Source organism: Butyrivibrio fibrisolvens, assembly GCF_023206215.1.
Lineage (GTDB): Bacteria > Bacillota > Clostridia > Lachnospirales > Lachnospiraceae > Butyrivibrio > Butyrivibrio fibrisolvens_C.
The window spans coordinates 451059-469005 of sequence record NZ_CP065800.1 but is presented as its reverse complement, the minus strand read 5'-3'; the positions used below and the strand labels follow the sequence as shown (position 1 = coordinate 469005).

The window sequence follows — 17947 nt, the reverse complement described above, 5'->3', positions numbered from 1 at the left end:
TTGAATAATTGTTCAAAATTGCATGATAAATCTCGATTTTTAGCCTGTTTTTTTTACTTGCGTAATTTCGGCAATTTATGTAGAGTAATAGTGGTTTATTAAAAAGATATTATTTATAAGGAGAGTTTATGGCACAGGAACTTATTATCGTTCTTGATTTCGGTGGTCAGTACAAACAGCTGATCGCAAGGCGTGTCAGGGAATGCAATGTATATTGCGAGATTCACCCGTATACTATGCCTCTTGATGAAATCAAAGCAAAAAATCCCAAGGGAATAATTCTTACAGGCGGTCCCGCAAGTGTGTACAAAGAAGATTCACCGACTTACTCCCGTGAACTCTTTGAAGCAGGAATACCGATCCTTGGAATCTGTTATGGTTCACAGCTTATGGCTTACAGAATGGGAGGCGTTGTTAAGACTGCTCCTGTTTCAGAATATGGTCATACAGAAGTTACTTTGGAAGCACTTGACAGCCTTCTTTTCCAGGATGTTGAGACAGATGGTGATGGCAACACAAGCTGCTGGATGAGCCATACAGATTATATTGCTAAGGCTCCGGAAGGATTTATGATCACAGGTCACACCAGAAACTGCCCAGTTGCAGCTATGGAGAATGCTGATAAGAAGCTTTACGCAGTACAGTTCCATCCTGAAGTACTTCATACTCCTCAGGGAACCAAGATGATCAGCAGCTTCGTTCGTAATGTATGCGGATGCTCTGGCGACTGGAAGATGTCTTCATTTGTTGAGACAACAGTTAAAGAGCTTAGAGAGAAGATTGGCGATGGTAAGGTTCTGTGTGCACTTTCAGGCGGAGTTGATTCTTCTGTATGTGCAGTTCTTCTATCCAAAGCTATCGGCAAGCAGCTTACATGCGTATTTGTAGATCATGGTCTTCTTCGTAAGGACGAAGGCGATGAGGTTGAGGCTGTCTTTGGTCCGGAAGGCCCTTATGAACTTAACTTTATCAGAGTCAATGCACAGGATTATTTCTATGAGAAGCTTGCAGGCCAGACAGATCCTGAGACCAAGCGTAAGATAATCGGTGCAGAATTCATAAATGTATTCGAGAAGGAAGCTAAGAAGATAGGAGCAGTTGATTTTCTGGCTCAGGGAACTATATATCCTGACGTAGTAGAGTCCGGAATCGGCAAGGGTGCTACTATCAAGTCACACCACAATGTAGGCGGACTTCCTGATCATGTAGATTTCAAAGAGATCGTTGAGCCTCTTAGAATGCTCTTCAAGGATGAAGTAAGACAGGTCGGCCTTGAACTTGGAATACCTGAAAAACTCGTATTCCGTCAGCCATTCCCAGGTCCCGGACTTGGAATCAGAATCATCGGAGAAGTTACTCCTGAGAAGGTTAGAATCGTCCAGGATGCTGACTATATCTATCGCTCAGAGCTTGAAAAGGCAGGCATAGACATGGGTAAGGGTCAGTTCTTCGCAGCACTTACCAACATGCGTAGCGTAGGTGTAATGGGAGATGAGCGTACATATGATTATGCTATCGCTCTTCGCGGAGTTATAACATCTGACTTCATGACAGCAGAAGCTGCTGAGATCCCGTGGAATGTACTTCAGATATGCATGACTCGTATCATCAACGAAGTTAAGGGCGTTAACAGAGTAATGTATGATCTTACTTCTAAGCCGCCGGGAACTATTGAGCTGGAGTAACGGGTGAGTATTCCAAGTGATTTACAAGTGTATGGAAATCCAGTAATATCAAGAGCTGAGAGCATTTGCTCCCGGCTCTTTTTACTATAGAACAGTTATAACGCGTCATGTGAACAATGTTTTCAAAGAATGTGAATTGGATAAAGAGAGCAATGTGCAAAAAATGCACATTGCATATAGACTTGCCAAAGAGATTCATATTCCTCAGTCAAGAATTAGTGATATCTTAAGTGGCGAGAGAGGAATTACAGCAGATACTGCAATGAGATTTGCAATGTATTTTGGAACTACCCCACAGTTTTGGCTGAATATTCAGAATCAGTACGACTTGGATATGCTTAAGGTATCCGGTAAGATTGTAAATATGTCTGATATCAGACCATATAATTTGATGCAAGGATAATCGGTTGCAAAAAGGATCGGATTTTACTCCGATCCTTTAAAAATGCAATCCTTATTTTTCTGTAAAAAGAATTATTAAATATCTTTTGAATACAGAAGATCATCACCGCCACCGTAATTAGTGATCTCTTTTACAAACGAATATCCGTAGTGCTCATACAATCCAACATTTTCTACAGGTGCTGGGATATAGCTTTTTCTAAATTCATGCTCTTTCAGATACTCATTTGCATGATCGATCAGCTTTCCGCTGATCCTTTGTCCGCGGTATTCTTCAGATACAAATACACAGGATATCCAAGGATAAATATCAGGCAGGGGATAATAATCCTCTTTCATGGCGGATGCCATTCCGATTATTTTGCCCTTGCTCTTTGCAACAAACATTGTCTCCCAATCGGTGAATTCCCAGTTCCTTACGAGATCTGCAATGTGATCTTTGGCTTCATCCCAAGAACAGTTCTCTATAAAAGACAGGAGTTCATTTGCAAGATCGGTTCCTTTATCGACCTTTTCGATAGACAGATCATCCAGCAGACGCCATCCGAAATGATTCGCAACTAAAGCAGCAGTATCTTCAACACTTCTGCTATTATCACGCTCAACCCTGAAGTAATCGCTCTGCTTAATATAGTTGTATGCTTCAATGTTTAGTTCAGTCAAAGTCTGCTCGCAGGTTGCCTTGGCTTTTTCGTAATCAGTTGCACTGTGGATGAAATCGCTGAATGGTTTGTGATCCGGACGGTTGCAATATGTATCCACAATATTCTCAGGCTTGGAGATCATGAAAGCAATTCTGGAAGGATCTGTAATTATGTCAGCTTCTTCTACAACGATGTGGAGATCGCACAAAATGATCTGATCTCTCGAAAGCTTGATAAGATCAAGAAGTACATAGTCGAGCTGCTCTCTCTTATTTCCCAAAAGCCAGTTTTTGTATTCTTCTACGCTTCTTCCAAAGAACTCATCTGCATCTCTGAATCGGGTATTCATAGAGGGCTGATGTTCTTTGTTTGACATAAGCTGATGAACTGTGAACTGATCATCAATAATATAAACGGGAATACCATATTTTTCACTGAGCGCCTTAGTAACTGTTGTCTTGCCGCCGCAAGCAGTGCCTGAAATAAAATAAACGTTGCGTAAATACTCTTTAATTATATTGTCTTGAAATATCATCTGGATTCTCCTTATAAAAATAGTTTTCGTTTCGAGTTGATCGAAGCATGAAACTATTCTATAAGTTTCATGCTATTAGATATTTCTTAACTTTAAGAACATAACCATGTGTGTTACCACCTTTCTTAATTTCATGATTTATATATTAAAACAATATCAGAAAATAACGCAAGACAGGAAATGATTTATTTTTTTATGTTATCATTGTAGGGTGTGTTTAGGAGAATAAACATATATTGAATTTTTGATTATAGCTAGCTGAAACTTAAGACGAAACAATTGCAGCTATATAAAGAAAAACAAAAGGATGGATCATAAATTGTGCAACGACCTGAATTTGACAGCATAAAAGATTATACAGAATTCTGCAAATACTATTGGTATAGAGACGAACTTATCAAGATTTGCAAGGCTCATGGGCTTAAAGCGACCGGCAGCAAGATAGAACTTAATAAGGTTATCGAAGCCTATTTTTCAGGTGAAAAGATCTTACCGGAAAAGAAGAAACCAGCTAAAAAGAAAACAGCAGTGGTAACCGAGCTCACGCTGAATACAAGTCTTATAGCCTGCGGCTTCACATTTGGAAACAGGTTCCGTGAGTTCTTCAGGCAGCAGACAGGAGAAGAGAACTTCAAGTTTAACGTCGATATGGTTGCTACTGCAAAAGCAGTTAAAGAAAGCGGCGATGAGAGTTTTACACTTGGAGATCTTTTGGATATCTATTATGGAAAAAAGACGTATGCTACATACGATAAGTCAGCTCTTCAGTGGAATAAGTTTGTAAAAGATTTCTGCGCGGACGAAGCAACCGGTATATATAGTGAGAGACTTAAAGCAGCTGCAGCTCTTTGGAAAATTGTCAGAGAGTCTGATATGAAAAAAGAGTATTCTCATGATCTGTTCGAAAAGTACAAAGATATGTTCTTGTAACTCTGAAACATAACTATACATTTCCTCGCGTTAAAGAAATATACTAGAATCATACATTCCAGCTAATTTGAAAGATAGAGTATTTTACATAGAAAACGACTGTGCCGATATTTGGGCATGGTCTGAGAAGGTATATGAATTTGCAAAAAATCATAAGTGAAAAAGATAAGCAAGGATGATAAAAGATGTTTAAAAAATATTATGAAAAGCTTTTTAAGCAGATAGCTATTGATTATAACTGTACTCCGGAAGATTTGAAGAAGGGTGAGATCATCATCACAAAATCAGAATGGAATGATGGCAGAAGAAGCTACAGCCCAGATATGCCTTTTTTGCAAATGGCGACACTTGGAGCAAGCACAGTGATCATGGCTGATGAATGCCTGCATGAGTTCTTGCACGGTTTTATCAAAGATGTTGAGGGGCATAGACTGTTTGAACTTGATAATCTTATAAAGATAAACGAAGAGCTGAAACAGTATGGTTATCAGATGAATTCTACACATCATATGTTTTTACCCTGCTGTGATGTAATCGTACCAGAACGTTTTCAGGTGAAGTGGCTGTATGATAGTGAAATAAACAAGTTCTACGGAGATTTGCGCTTCCCCAATGCAATTGCATATCCGGAGCCTTGTCCGGTGCGGCCTGACAGGATTGTAGTCATTGCTACCGATGGAGATAATATTATGGGAATGGCAGGTTGCTCGGAAGATGCGCCGCACTGGCAGCAGGTTGGAATTGATGTGCTTCCTGAATACAGGTCAAGAGGAATTGGCACTTACCTGGTGACACTATTAAAGAACAAGATTATTGAGATGGGCGATACACCTTTTTACGGAACTGCAGCAGCTAATATCATGTCGCAAAACATTGCCATTAAGAGCGGATTCAGACCTGCATGGGTAGAAACTGATGCAGTTAAGATCACAGAAGATCATTCTTGATTGTAAAAAGAACTGATAAGGGGGAGAAACATTTGGAAGATTATAGCATGCAACATAAGAAAGCCTGGGAGTTTGACGCATACGATTTCTGGGTTAGAACAGCAGGGTCGCCACAGGAACGAGCTGCTAAGGATAAAGAAAATCCTGAAAAAATGCTCAAGCAGTATGCAAACTATTTTGATTCATATAAGGGAATCAAAGTTGCCAATATATGCGGATCATGTGGTAAAAAAGCAATTCCGCTGGCACTTCTGGGATCCGAAGTAACTGTTTTTGACATATCGGAAGCAAACAAAAAATATGCAGTAGAAACAGCAGATGCAGCAGGTGTCAAAATGGGCTACGAAGTCTGTGACATTATGGAAATCGATATGAACAAATACGCAGGTTTCTTTGATGTAGTATTCATGGAAGGTGGAATTCTTCATTACTTCCATGATATAGACGCCTTTATGAAAGTTATGAACAACCTTCTTAAAACCGGTGGAAAGATGATCTGCAGTGACTTTCATCCTTTTACCAAAATCTCGGATATATTGGGGTTACAGCAGCCTACCATGAGTTATTTCTCCACAGATATCTTTGAAGGAGAGATGGCTCACGCAAGATTTTACGATGAGGAGATCCGTAAGCAGATCCCGAAGTGTCATTACAGGAAGTACACCATCAGTGAGGTCATCAACTCCATTATAGGAAATGGATTTACTTTGGAGCGTTTTGATGAGCATCCTTCATGGGAGAATGAAAAACTTCCGGGTGAGTTTACTGCGATTGCAAGAAAGAACTGAAAGAAATGTCTAAGACTTCTCAATCAACAATGCGGGGTAAAATATAGATGCGTACAGAGAAAGAGATGATGGAACTGATCCTGCGTACAGCGAAGGAAGATGCCAGGATCCGTGCCGTTTATATGAATGGATCACGAACCAATCCCAATGCACCAAAGGATATTTTTCAGGATTATGACATTGTTTATGTCGTAGAAGAAACCGGATCCTTTATTCGGGACAAGGAGTGGATTCGGCGGTTCGGGGATATACTGTTTATGCAGTACCCGGACGAACATCCGGATTACCCGAGTGATAAAGAAAACTCCTATGGCTGGCTGATGATATTTACGGACGGAAACAGGCTGGATCTTACAGTTAAATCGATTTCACATGCAAAGGAAAACGTTACGGAAGACAGCTTATGCAAGATTCTGCTGGATAAAGACGGAATTCTTCCTGAGATTCCTGAAGCGTCGGAAGATACTTATGTTGTTAAACGACCGACAAAGGAACAGTATGCGGCCGTTTGCAACGAATTCTGGTGGTGCCTTAACAATATCGCAAAGGGCCTTTGGAGAAAAGAAGTGACATATGCACAGGATATGTTGAACTTCGTGGTCAGAAAGCAGCTTGAAAAGATGCTTTCCTGGAAAATAGGAGAGCTGACCGATTATTCTGTCAGCATCGGTAAATCCGGAAAGTATATGAAGAAATGGCTCTCTGAGGAAGAGTGGCAGAAGTATCTGGACACTTATTGCGGCACCGATGTAAACGACATGTGGAGCGCCGTGGAAATTATGTGCCGGCTGTTCATAGACGTTTCAAAATGGGTGGCAGAACATGGCAATTTCGTCTTTGACAGGCAGGAAGCTGATAATAGTTTCAAATATTTTGTTGCTGTGAAAGAAATGGATGAAAACGCTGTAAGCATTTTTGAAAATATGGGTGACGAATGAGCGAGACAATGTTAGAATCATCTCGTCACTCGTGACAATAATGACAATTTAACTGGCAACTAGGAAGGGATTTAGTTTTGTGCCTTGGGGGCATCATTGTTTGATGACTAAATATATATAGAATTCACCTCAGATTATCCCAAATGTTTTTAACAAAAAGAGCCAAAAGGCCAGAGAGAAGGAACATCCAAAGGTTGTCATCATAATGATGCTGCTACTAAGTGTTCCTTCATGGCCCATGCTTTTTGCCATGATGAAGCAGCTAACTGTTGTGGCGGAGCCTAGCATTACTAGAAGTGCGACAATTTGTTCGCCTCTAAATCCAAAGCTTACAGCCACTGGAATGAAGATGGCAACCAGTAGAAATAACTTGATGAATGAGGCTGTAAGAGCTGGCTTTACATCCTTTGCTGCTTTTTTGAAATCAAAGGTTGCTCCCATAGACATAAGTCCTAGAGGAGTAGCGAGCTTTGCAAGATTATTTATAATTGACTCTCCAATCTTGGGCATTGGAATTTGAAAAAGTGACCATAAAAGACCTGCCACGATGCCTAGAATAATAGGATTTGTGAGGATTCCCTTAGCAGTTTTCTTGAAAATGGTCTTTGAATCCTGGCTTTCGCCGTTATCCTCAGCAGTAAACATCAGAATTATCACAGCAAAGATATTATAAAGTGGGACGCTTCCAAGTATCATGAGGGGAGCCATACCGGAACTTAATTCGCCGTAAATGTTGTGTATAAAGGCGATTCCCAGTAATGCGGCGCTGCTTCTATATGCACCCTGCACGAATTCACCTCTTTTGGCAGTATCCTTTATAAGAACTCGTGATAACAAGTATATTCCTGCGATGCTGACCATAGTGACAACAAAGCAGAAAAAGACAAATTTGCTATTCCAGGTTCCTGCAAAGTCTTGATTAGCAAGGTCTTCAAAAAGAAGAACCGGAAGAGCAACTTTAAATACAAATTTGTTCATCCATGAAGCGGCCTTTTCATCTATAAGTCCAATTTTATTGAAAAAATATCCCAGGATCATAAGTGAAAATATAGGTAGAGTGGCGTTTAAGCTAAAGATCAGATTTTCCATTTTTATCCCCGATTATCAATCATTACATGCTGTGTTTTGCATTTGTATAATATGATACCACAGGAAAAACAACAACAAATACTTAAAATGTTGATATATACCGGGGGTTACAGGTAGGAATTTAATATTAATATGTTTTTGATATATCTTCCTATTTGCCTGGGAAAAAGATATCATAAATGATATGTGAAAACGATTCGCTTGGGAGGGTGAAGAATGGATAAGTTGGAGTTTAATAACAAAAAGCAATGCGGTCTTTGGTTAATAAAACAATAGGATATGCCTATGCAATCACAAAAATACTGTTTGGCATATATTTATTTTTTATATCAAAACCTTCTGTATTTGTTATCAAAAAGAAAACAACATAAAAAAATCAGTAAACTTGATTTTTTTAGAGTTCTTAAATCAAGTAATAGTATTATTTTGCATAATAATGAAATTGTAAATATGTAATTTAAAATGGGAATAGGCTTATTTTCGAACACTACTTGATAATTTTTAGAGAGGATTCTGTGATTAATATGAAAACAATAACTAAGCAAGAGTTAATTAATGATTTTATTAGGATTGGACTAGAAAAAGGAGATGTTGTTATTGTACATACATCTTTAAAAAAAATCGGATATGTATGTGGAGGAGCACAAACAGTAATTGAAGCGTTGATAGATGTGGTTGGTCTTGAAGGCACAATCATGATGCCGACCCAGTCGTGGAAGAATTTGGATCCAGAAACGGGAGTACACTGGGAGGTGGATGAATCAGAGTGGGACAAAATCAGAGCAAATTGGCCGGCATATGATAAAAATATTACTCCGACTAATACAATGGGAGCGGTTGCTGAGATGTTTCGTAGATGGCCTGGAAGTGTAAGGTCAAATCATCCCGCAAGGTCAGTCTGTGCCTGGGGAAAATATGCTACGTATCTTACTGAAAATCATTCATTATCTAATATTTTTGGAGAAGGTTCTCCAATTGCAAGGCTCTATGAGCTTGATGCTAAGGTTTTGTTAATTGGGGTAGGCTACGACAAAAATACTTCAATACATTTAGCCGATGTCAGAGCAGATTATCCGGGAAAGCATGATTGTATAGAACACAGTGCAATCATAGAGAACGGCATCCGAGTGTGGAAAGCATACTCCACATTATTTGTTGATGGAGAGGACTTTGAGGATATAGGATTAGAGTTTGAAAAAAATAGTAAAGTTAACATTGGAAAAATAGGAGAAGCTGAATCAAGATTGATGAGCCAGGTAGAGCTGGTTGATTATTCTGTCTCTTGGATAGAACAAAATCGAAGATAAAGTTTGCGGCTACGAATTTAATCAGGAGGAAGCTGATAACTGTCTCCTGTTCCTAAATAAGGTCAAGGCGCTAGGTGCAGATGCTGACAGCATATTTTGATGGAACTCTTATCTTATATAAATTCGATGCAGTCATTAAAAAGTATACTAAAAGTATACTTTTTTAATGACTAAAATCCACAAAACAAGAAAAAACAGTACGATATTTTGTGATTAATATCTATAAAAAGCGTAATAATATTAATAGATATTAACAAATATTAACTTGCTATATTTACTAAAGTAAACGTTTAAGTTATGATATTTATGGCATCTATAGATGGCTTTGTTTTTAGCTCAAAATATAAGTGTGAAGATATTGATGTAAAAATTACGTTATTTGTAAACTGAATTTTTTCATTCTCTAAAATATACTGATTGTATAGTTGTTTGATGGAAACTAAATGCTTTTTCGATACATAATAGTGCTTTAACAAGTTACTTTTTGTAGTAAAACTATTCGAGAATGTATACATACTACGAGATACCGAATTCTAATATCATGCGCGCTGATATTACTAAATACAAAACCATTTAAAGGAGGAAGCCTTGAAATGCACAAAGAAACAAAGTCTTTTTGCAAGAAAGTTCTAGTGGGGTCATTGTCGGCAGTCCTGCTTGCGACATGTTGCAGATTCCCATCAGTAACAGTTACGGCAGATGCTGCAGGCAATTACAATTATGGGGATGCTCTCGCCAAATCATTGCTTTTCTATCAGCTTCAGGAGTCAGGTAAGCTGTCCGAAGAGACACTTTCGAGGACTAACTGGAGAGCTGATTCAGGATTAAATGATGGTGCTGACAATGGTCTGGATCTTACAGGCGGCTGGTACGATGCAGGCGATAATGTTAAGTTCAATCTGCCAATGTCTTATTCATCAATGGTTCTTGGCTGGTCATATCTTAACAACCCGGACGCATATTCCCAGTCTGGGCAGGCCAAGTGGATGCTTCATGATATCAAGTGGGCCAATGACTATTTCGTAAAATGTAATCCCGATTCAAGCACATATTATTATCAGGTTGGCGATGGTGGCAAGGACCATGGCTTCTGGGGAGCACCTGAACTTGTTGAACTCAAGATGGACAGACCTTCATTCAAGGTTGATGATACGTCAGCTGGTGGCGGATCCTGCGTTACCGGTGAAGCAGCTGCTTCCCTTGCAGTAGCATCACTTGTATTCAAAGATTCTGATCCTTCACTAAGCGCTTTATATCTTGAACATGCAAAGACTCTTTATGGTATGGCAGAGAGAGCTAAGAGCGATTCCGGATACAAGGCTGCTAATGGATTCTATACATCTTATAGCGGTTTTTATGATGAACTTTCACTTGCTGGATGCTGGCTGTATAAGGCTACAGGAGATGAGTCTTATCTGGAAAAAGCTGAGCAGTACTCTGCATACTTTGGCAAAGAGTTCCAGGGCGGTGACGAGGTTGCATTTTCATGGACCATGTCCTGGGATGATACTCACCTTGGAGCATGCCTCCTTCTTGCAGAACTCACTGGCAAGGACGAATACTATGATGTTATTGAGAATAGTATTGACTGCTGGAATGGCAAAAAAGAAGGCTCCAATTCTATAACAATCACACCCGGCGGATTATCATTCCTTAGCGAGTGGGGCTCAGTACGTTATGCATGTAATCAGGCTTTCATAGATACTATCTATGTAGGACTTGATAATGCAGATGCTGCTCATATCGCAGATGCTAATGCATATATCGAAAGAACTATTAATTATACACTTGGTAGTTCCGGTCAGAACTTCATGGTTGGCTATAATGAGAACTCTCCTAAGAATCCTCACCACAGAGCAGCTCATGGCTGCTGGTCCAACAACCTTAATGCAGCTCCTGAGAATTCAAGACATACACTTGTTGGCGCTATAGTTGGCGGCCCTGGAGCTCCATCAGACAGCTCTTACAAGGATGTCCGCAGTGATTATCAGGCCAACGAAGTTGCATGTGATTACAATGCAGGTTTTACAGGCGCATGCGCATACCTTTATGAGAAAAACGGATATGGCGCAGTTCAGACCCCTAGTGCTATAGAAGAGACAGATGGCAAAGAGTTCGTCCTTACAGCAGGCATCAACTGTGAAGACAAGAACAATGCGATCAATTTTGTTGAGATCAAGACTGTTATGGAGAACCATACAGCATGGCCTGCAAGATTGACCGACAACTTAACACTTCGAATGTTCTTTGATCTTAGTGATGTTATCGCACAGTGATACAGTGCTTCAGACATGAAAGTATCAACAACTTACATGCAGCACGCAGTTAAGATCTCCGAATTCAAGGAATCTGATACAAAAGGTATATATTATATAGACCTTAACCTTGATGGAGCTAAGATATATCCCGGTGGACAGAGCGAATGCAAGTGTGAGCTTCAGATAAGAGTATCAGCTCCCGGCAAGTGGGACTATTCTAAGAGTCCTTGCGTTGCAGGCCTTGGCGGCACAAGCAATAGCCAGATGACAGCACCAACAGGTATGCAGTTGTTCGAAGGATCCAAGCTTGTAATAGGTGAAGGCTATGCTCCTGAACCTGTTCAGGATCCCGATCCAACACCAGTTCCGGATCCAACACCAACACCCGATCCAGAGCCAATACCGGATCCTGATCCAACACCTACTCCCGATCCAGAGCCAACACCAGATCCAGAGCCAGTACCAGACCCTGATCCAACACCCACGCAGCTAGGTGAACTTACAGCTGATTATACAGTCAACAATTGGGGAAGTGGATATCAGGTTATTATCAAGGTTGAGAATAATTCCGATACTACAGTCGATGGCTGGACAGTCAAAGTTAAGAAGAGCGAAGTTACGATTGATTCAAGCTGGTGCGTCAAAGTTGCAGAGTCAGGTGATTACTATGTTATAACTCCTGAGGCCTGGAATTCTACATTACAGCCGGGTTCATCTACAGAATTCGGTATTCAGGGTGCAGGCAGTGTTAGTGAATCGATCAGCGTGACAGTAGAGTGAGGGAAAGGACAATCTCAATGCATAATATGAAAAGAGTTATTCGAAATAGAGCACTGGTCGGTATGCTGTCAGCTTGTATACTCACCTCACGACTATGGCCCATTTGTATATGCACAGAGCTGGTTCAAAAAAGACTTCACTGAGCAGACACTTCTTGATGACGTATGGTACGACAGATGGTTCTAATGGCAAGTTCATAGGTCTTGATCATGTTGTAGCTCTTGGAGACAACGGTGAAACAGTAACAGCTTATTATCGCTGATAAAAAGCATTGCAAAAAAGCATTGCAAAAAAGCATTGCAAAAAAGCATTGCAAAAAGCCTTGATAAGTTCAAAACATAGCTTATCAAGGCTTTTTAAATATTTGTCGTTTTATACAACACATTAGGAGAATGTAATGATAAAACTAAAACTCTCTTGATGTGATAATGATTTATAAAATGCAGGCACTGGCAAATCCCAAGGGATGAACACTTTTCTGATTTTGGTTTGCAGCACTTATGCAGTCTCTACCTCATCATTTTCAAGCTTTTCTCTTAATTCCCTTTCGTGAAGTTCCTGAATATCATCAATAGCTGACAGCATTGGCTTTATATTCTGGTGTAGGATATTACGCTGTACATAGTTGCGTGTGATCTTCATAACAGTACCGCTTAAGGAGATGACACCGATAAGGTTAGGTATAGCCATCATACCATTGAAGGTATCAGACAGATCCCATGCAAGTGTCAGATCCATAGTAGCGCCGAATACTATGAACACTACGAAGATTATATGGTAGAACTTAATATTTTTTCTTCCAAAGAGGTATTCAAAAGCCTTGCTTCCATACTGGCTCCAGCCAAGAGTTGTAGAGAAGGCAAAGAGCAGGATCGCAATAGCGATAAATGCATATCCAAACTTACCAAATACAGTAGAGAAGGCTTCTGCTACAAGAGCAGTAGACACCTGATCTGATATAACAGTTCCTGTTTCGAGATCCACAAGGCCGCTTGAAAGAACTGCAAATGCAGTAATAGTACATACGATAATAGTATCTGCAAATACTTCGAAGATTCCCCACATACCCTGAACTACAGGCTCTCTTACGTTAGAACTTGAGTGAACCATAACTGAAGAACCAAGACCTGCTTCGTTAGAGAACACACCTCTTTTCATACCCCACTGAACAGCCATAGCTACGCCGCTGCCTACAATACCGCCGCCTACAGCGCGCATACCAAAGGCACTCTTGATGATGGAAGTAAATACAGCACAGAACTGATCGATGTGCACAAGGCATACGATGATAGCACATATCATATAGATGATAGCCATGAATGGGACGAGCTTCTCTGTAACAGAAGCAATCCTCTTAAGACCACCTACTATAACAAGGGCTGCAATGATCATAAGAAGGATACCAGTGACTATGCTGGGAACACCAAAAGCGGTATTCATATTAACAGCGATAGAATTGATCTGGCCCATGTTGCCTATACCAAAAGAAGCGAATATACAGAATATACTAAAAAGAACAGCAAGTATAGAACCGATATACCTGCATCCTGGCTTTGAACCAAGACCATCGCTAAGGTAGTACATGGCACCGCCGCACCATTCATTGCGTTCATTTCTTCTGCGGTAGTAGATACCAAGGACATTTTCTGAGAAATTGGTCATCATTCCAAAGAAAGCGACGATCCACATCCAGAATATTGCACCGGGACCTCCGGAAACGATGGCAGCAGCAACACCTGCGATATTGCCGGTTCCTATCGTAGCTGCAAGGGCAGTACATAGGCTCTGGAACTGGGATATCTGCGTGTCATTCTTCTTAGTATGCGCAGTTACATGAGAGTCTTTGAATATTCCGCCGATGGTATTGGATATCCAGTGCTTGATATGTGATATCTGGAAAAAGCGGGTAAGGCATGTCATAAGGATTCCGGTTCCTACCAAGAGGATAAGCATTGGAAGTCCCCATACAAAGCCGTTTACAGCGTTGTTGACGTTTTCTACCGTAGATAAAAAATTATTCATAATACTCTCCGTTCCTGTAATCTAGTGTGCTGACTCATTTATATTTGACCAAATATGAATGAGTTGGTGCACTGGCATCGATGTGGCATTAAAAAAGCAATATCCAAGTAATGCATAAACATGCACTTCTTTACTTTACCACATTAAAACAACAAAATAAAGAGAAAAAATGTCCATACATAAAAACATTTGTCTTTGCTGGACGTATTTTTTGTTAAAATTTTACATACCAATCAAACTGGTATTAATTATTTTTGCATAATTGGTAATATCATCAAGATCAGATCAGTGTTATATTATCTGAAACAAAAAGTCTGAGTGAATAATATCTCATCCATCTTTTGACATGCTTCATTATCTATCGTCATATGATGGCTAAGGAAACTTATGACACCTGACCCATATGATATTAATTCGCTTATAAAGGGAGGACATTATGAAAAAGACAGAAAAGAACCAAAGACTATTAAAGCTTGCATATGCAGGTCTTATGGCTGCACTTTGTTATGTAGGATATACAGTATTTCCTGCAATAGATGCGGCGGGAACCAAGATTCATGTAGGTAATGCATTTGTTGTGCTTGGAGCACTGCTTCTTGGCGGCGTATATGGCGGCTTTGCAGGTGCTATTGGACTTTCAATAGCGGATATCCTCGGCGGATTTGCAGCAACAGCTCCCAGAACATTTATCTGTAAGCTGCTTATAGGACTTATCGTAGGCCTTGTTGCACATAAAGTTGCAAGCATATCCCACAATCATGATAAGGCTTATATTGTAAGATGGTCCATAATTGCAGCAGTAGCCGGTCTTGCTTTTAACTGCGTGTTTGAGCCGATCCTTAAATATATCTGGTATACCATTCTCATACCTAATGCAGACAAAGCCCAGTCAGCCATCGGTTCACTTCTTGCAGTTACCAGTACAGTGACTGTTATCAATGCTGTTACCAATTCCATAATAGGAGTGATCATATATCTTGCACTTCGTCCTGTTCTATTTAAGACAGGTCTTCTTGGAGCAGTAGATGGAAACTATTCTGAATCCAAAACAGTTGCATAAAAATGTATTTGACAAGTATATAAAAACTAATCTATACTATGTGGCGTAAGCTTATGCTTACATAAAATTAAATACTAATAATAAACTTCGGGGCTGGGTGCGATTCCCAACCGGCGGTATAGCCCGCGAGCCTTATGGCATGACCTGGTGAGATTCCGGGGCCGACAGTAAAGTCTGGATGAGAGAAGTAGGATTACCTTCGTACTTGTATCTATAGTTATAAGATTATATCAATATTGATGATATAGCTATTATTGTATGTAGCTACTTATTATCGGATTAGTAGTATTATCATAATTACTATTTATTGATATAAATACAGATATAGTATATGAATCTTTAAGATGGTGATGTGTCTCTTTCCGAAGGGGCACATTTTTTATTGGTTCTAAGGGGATAATTCTTATCATATTAGTCGGTATTCTTCTGGGCTTATAATATCTAAGCCATTTACTCATCATCTTATCGGATTCCCATATCCCCGAAGAAAAGGGGGAACAATTGAATCAAAACAACCTAGTATGCACTGCTTCGCAGTATGTTAATTCCTCAATAGAATCTGATCTTGATCCGCAATATATGAGGCGAGCTATCGAACTGGCACTATCAGCCAAGGGACGTACTAATCCCAATCCCATGGTAGGAGCAGTGATAGTCAAGGATGGCAGAGTTATAGGTGAAGGCTATCATCACAGATATGGCGATCTTCATGCTGAAAGGGATGCTATAAGGCATCTTAAGGAAAGCGCTCAGGGTGGGACTATATATGTGACTCTTGAGCCGTGCTGTCATTATGGCAAACAGCCTCCCTGCACACTTGCCATAGTAGAAGCGGGGATAGAGAGAGTAGTTATAGGCTCAAGAGATCCTAACCCTCTTGTAGGTGGTAAGGGCACAGCCTTTCTAAGAGAGCATGGGATAGAAGTAGTAGAAGATTACCTAAAGGATGAGTGCGATGCTATAAACCCTGTTTTCTTCCATTATATTACTGGCAAAGAACCATATGTGGCCTTGAAGTACGCGATGACAGCTGATGGCAGGATCGCTACAGACTTTGGGGATTCCAAATGGATCACAGGAGAAAGTGCCAGGGCATACGTCCATGAGCTTAGGAACTACTACACAGGTATTCTTGTAGGGATAGGTACTGTTCTTACTGATGATCCGATGCTGACCTGCCGGCTTCCGGGAACCAGAAATCCTATAAGGATTGTCATGGATAGTCACTTGAAGATCCCCCTTGACTGCAATCTGGTAAAGACTGTAAATGAGGCGCCATTAATAGTTGCCTGCCTGGACAAGTATCTTCATGATGGGGCCGATGATCTGGAATATTCAGATGCTATTAGAAAAAAGATATCTGCGCTTAAGTCCATGGGAGTTACTGCGCTGGGAGTAGCTTCTAATGGTGAAGTAAGATGTGGTCAGGATGATCTTACGGATGCATCTAAGAATAGGCATGTAGATGAAGGCGAGCATATAAGTGTTGATGACCTTTTGCGTCAGCTTGGCCTGCTCCATATAGACGGGATACTGGTAGAAGGCGGCAAGCATATAAATGCAGCATTCCTTGAAGCCGGCAAAGTCAACAAGATATACACATTTGTTGGTGCGCAGATAGTAGGAGGTATAGGTATATATACACCTGTAGCAGATATCGGGATTACCAAAATGAAAGAGAGTATAAGATTGTCTGATCCAGAGATAAGAGCTTTTGATACAGATGTGCTGATCGAGTATGAAGTAAAACGAAAAAACAATAATGATAATGCCCCAGACAGAAGGTAAAACATATGTTCACAGGAATAATTGAAGAAAAGGGAAAGCTCCTTGCAAAGCATCTGCAAGGCACAAGCTCCTATATCCGAGTAGGAGCTCACATGGTTTTGGAAGGTACTAATATAGGAGACAGCATAGCAGTTAACGGCGTATGCCTTACAGTCACTTCCATGGACGATACATCATTCACGGCAGATGTCATGCCGGAAACCCTTAACAGGACAGGACTTGGAAGCCTTAAAACTATGGAGCATGTCAATCTTGAAAGAGCGATGGCAGCAGACGGTAGGTTTGGCGGTCACATAGTCAGTGGCCATATAGACGGAACGGGCAGGATCGTATCACTTATACGAGATAGCATAGCTATTCGCGTAACTATAGAAGCTTCTGAAGATATCTTAAGCCTGATCATAGAAAAAGGTTCCATCTGTATAGATGGCATCAGCCTTACTGTTACTGATGTTGGTAGTAAGACCTTCAGCGTATCAGTCATCCCACATACAGGATCCCAGACAACTCTTCTTGATAAGAAAAAAGGAGATATCGTCAATCTGGAAAATGATGTTATTGGAAAATATGTCATGAAGCTTCTGGGAATGACAGGCAGCCATGTCAAAGAAAACAGAAGTGATCTAAAAACGGAAGGTTTAACAGGATCTTCTCATAATACAAATACGCTGTCGCATAGCGGTATAACAATGGATTTTCTTGAAGAACACGGATTTTAATATACCACTCTACTAAAGTAACAAGACTGAGTAATGAATAGAAAGAAGGATAGAA

The 17947-nt window shown here is 40.2% G+C and carries 16 protein-coding genes and 1 riboswitch; of the genes, 13 read left to right on the top strand and 3 right to left on the bottom strand.

The window, feature by feature from the left end; translation table 11 throughout:
• The first annotated feature begins 128 nt into the window (after positions 1 to 128).
• Entirely contained in the window at positions 129 to 1685 is a 1557-nt protein-coding gene (gene guaA, locus I7804_RS01930) for a glutamine-hydrolyzing GMP synthase (RefSeq protein ID WP_027204318.1), read from the top strand.
• Between the two features lie 163 nt (positions 1686 to 1848).
• Entirely contained in the window at positions 1849 to 2088 is a 240-nt protein-coding gene (locus I7804_RS01925; RefSeq protein WP_248404671.1) for a HigA family addiction module antitoxin, read from the top strand.
• A gap of 74 nt (positions 2089 to 2162) precedes the next feature.
• Here the strand turns inward: I7804_RS01925 and I7804_RS01920 are convergent, their stop codons facing one another.
• Positions 2163 to 3266 (bottom strand): GNAT family N-acetyltransferase, encoded by a 1104-nt coding sequence (locus I7804_RS01920; protein WP_248404669.1) that lies wholly within the window; start codon positions 3264 to 3266, stop codon positions 2163 to 2165.
• Between the two features lie 321 nt (positions 3267 to 3587).
• Here I7804_RS01920 and I7804_RS01915 point away from each other — a divergent pair, with 321 nt between their 5' ends.
• From I7804_RS01915 to I7804_RS01900, 4 genes are all read left to right on the top strand, one after another.
• Complete coding sequence (locus I7804_RS01915; protein WP_248404667.1) at positions 3588 to 4196, top strand: SAP domain-containing protein; 609 nt, start codon at positions 3588 to 3590, stop codon at positions 4194 to 4196.
• 185 nt (positions 4197 to 4381) lie between these two features.
• Complete coding sequence (locus I7804_RS01910) at positions 4382 to 5143, top strand: GNAT family N-acetyltransferase (protein WP_248404665.1); 762 nt, start codon at positions 4382 to 4384, stop codon at positions 5141 to 5143.
• Positions 5144 to 5175: 32 nt separating this feature from the next.
• Complete coding sequence (locus I7804_RS01905) at positions 5176 to 5931, top strand: class I SAM-dependent methyltransferase (protein WP_248404664.1); 756 nt, start codon at positions 5176 to 5178, stop codon at positions 5929 to 5931.
• Between the two features lie 47 nt (positions 5932 to 5978).
• Positions 5979 to 6869: an aminoglycoside 6-adenylyltransferase gene (locus I7804_RS01900; protein WP_248404663.1), complete on the top strand. Its 891-nt coding sequence runs from the start codon at positions 5979 to 5981 to the stop codon at positions 6867 to 6869.
• Between the two features lie 129 nt (positions 6870 to 6998).
• On the opposite strand, the gene I7804_RS01895 is transcribed toward I7804_RS01900, so the two are convergent.
• Complete coding sequence (locus tag I7804_RS01895; protein WP_248404662.1) at positions 6999 to 7958, bottom strand: AEC family transporter; 960 nt, start codon at positions 7956 to 7958, stop codon at positions 6999 to 7001.
• A gap of 524 nt (positions 7959 to 8482) precedes the next feature.
• On the opposite strand from I7804_RS01895, the gene I7804_RS01890 reads away from it, so the two are divergent.
• The 4 genes from I7804_RS01890 to I7804_RS19045 all read left to right on the top strand — a co-directional run bounded on the left by I7804_RS01890 (position 8483) and on the right by I7804_RS19045 (position 12565).
• Positions 8483 to 9265, top strand: coding sequence for an aminoglycoside N(3)-acetyltransferase (locus tag I7804_RS01890; protein WP_248404661.1), 783 nt, complete (start codon positions 8483 to 8485; stop codon positions 9263 to 9265).
• Between the two features lie 593 nt (positions 9266 to 9858).
• Entirely contained in the window at positions 9859 to 11541 is a 1683-nt protein-coding gene (locus I7804_RS01885) for a glycoside hydrolase family 9 protein (protein ID WP_248404660.1), read from the top strand.
• A gap of 15 nt (positions 11542 to 11556) precedes the next feature.
• Positions 11557 to 12303: a cellulose binding domain-containing protein gene (locus I7804_RS01880; protein ID WP_248404659.1), complete on the top strand. Its 747-nt coding sequence runs from the start codon at positions 11557 to 11559 to the stop codon at positions 12301 to 12303.
• 109 nt (positions 12304 to 12412) lie between these two features.
• Entirely contained in the window at positions 12413 to 12565 is a 153-nt protein-coding gene (locus I7804_RS19045) for a hypothetical protein (protein WP_331477841.1), read from the top strand.
• A 236-nt stretch (positions 12566 to 12801) separates the two neighbouring features.
• Here I7804_RS19045 and I7804_RS01870 read toward each other — a convergent pair whose 3' ends face one another.
• A complete protein-coding gene (locus I7804_RS01870; RefSeq protein WP_248404657.1) occupies positions 12802 to 14325 on the bottom strand; it encodes an alanine/glycine:cation symporter family protein in 1524 nt (507 codons plus the stop codon).
• Positions 14326 to 14761: 436 nt separating this feature from the next.
• Here I7804_RS01870 and I7804_RS01865 point away from each other — a divergent pair, with 436 nt between their 5' ends.
• From I7804_RS01865 to ribE, 3 genes are all read left to right on the top strand, one after another.
• Entirely contained in the window at positions 14762 to 15385 is a 624-nt protein-coding gene (locus I7804_RS01865) for an ECF transporter S component (protein ID WP_034490026.1), read from the top strand.
• Positions 15386 to 15464: 79 nt separating this feature from the next.
• Positions 15465 to 15579, top strand: a riboswitch (FMN riboswitch).
• 385 nt (positions 15580 to 15964) lie between these two features.
• Positions 15965 to 17173: a bifunctional diaminohydroxyphosphoribosylaminopyrimidine deaminase/5-amino-6-(5-phosphoribosylamino)uracil reductase RibD gene (gene ribD, locus I7804_RS01860; protein WP_420314858.1), complete on the top strand. Its 1209-nt coding sequence runs from the start codon at positions 15965 to 15967 to the stop codon at positions 17171 to 17173.
• Between the two features lie 5 nt (positions 17174 to 17178).
• Positions 17179 to 17892 (top strand): riboflavin synthase, encoded by a 714-nt coding sequence (gene ribE / locus I7804_RS01855; RefSeq protein WP_248404655.1) that lies wholly within the window; start codon positions 17179 to 17181, stop codon positions 17890 to 17892.
• Positions 17893 to 17947: the final 55 nt, after the last annotated feature.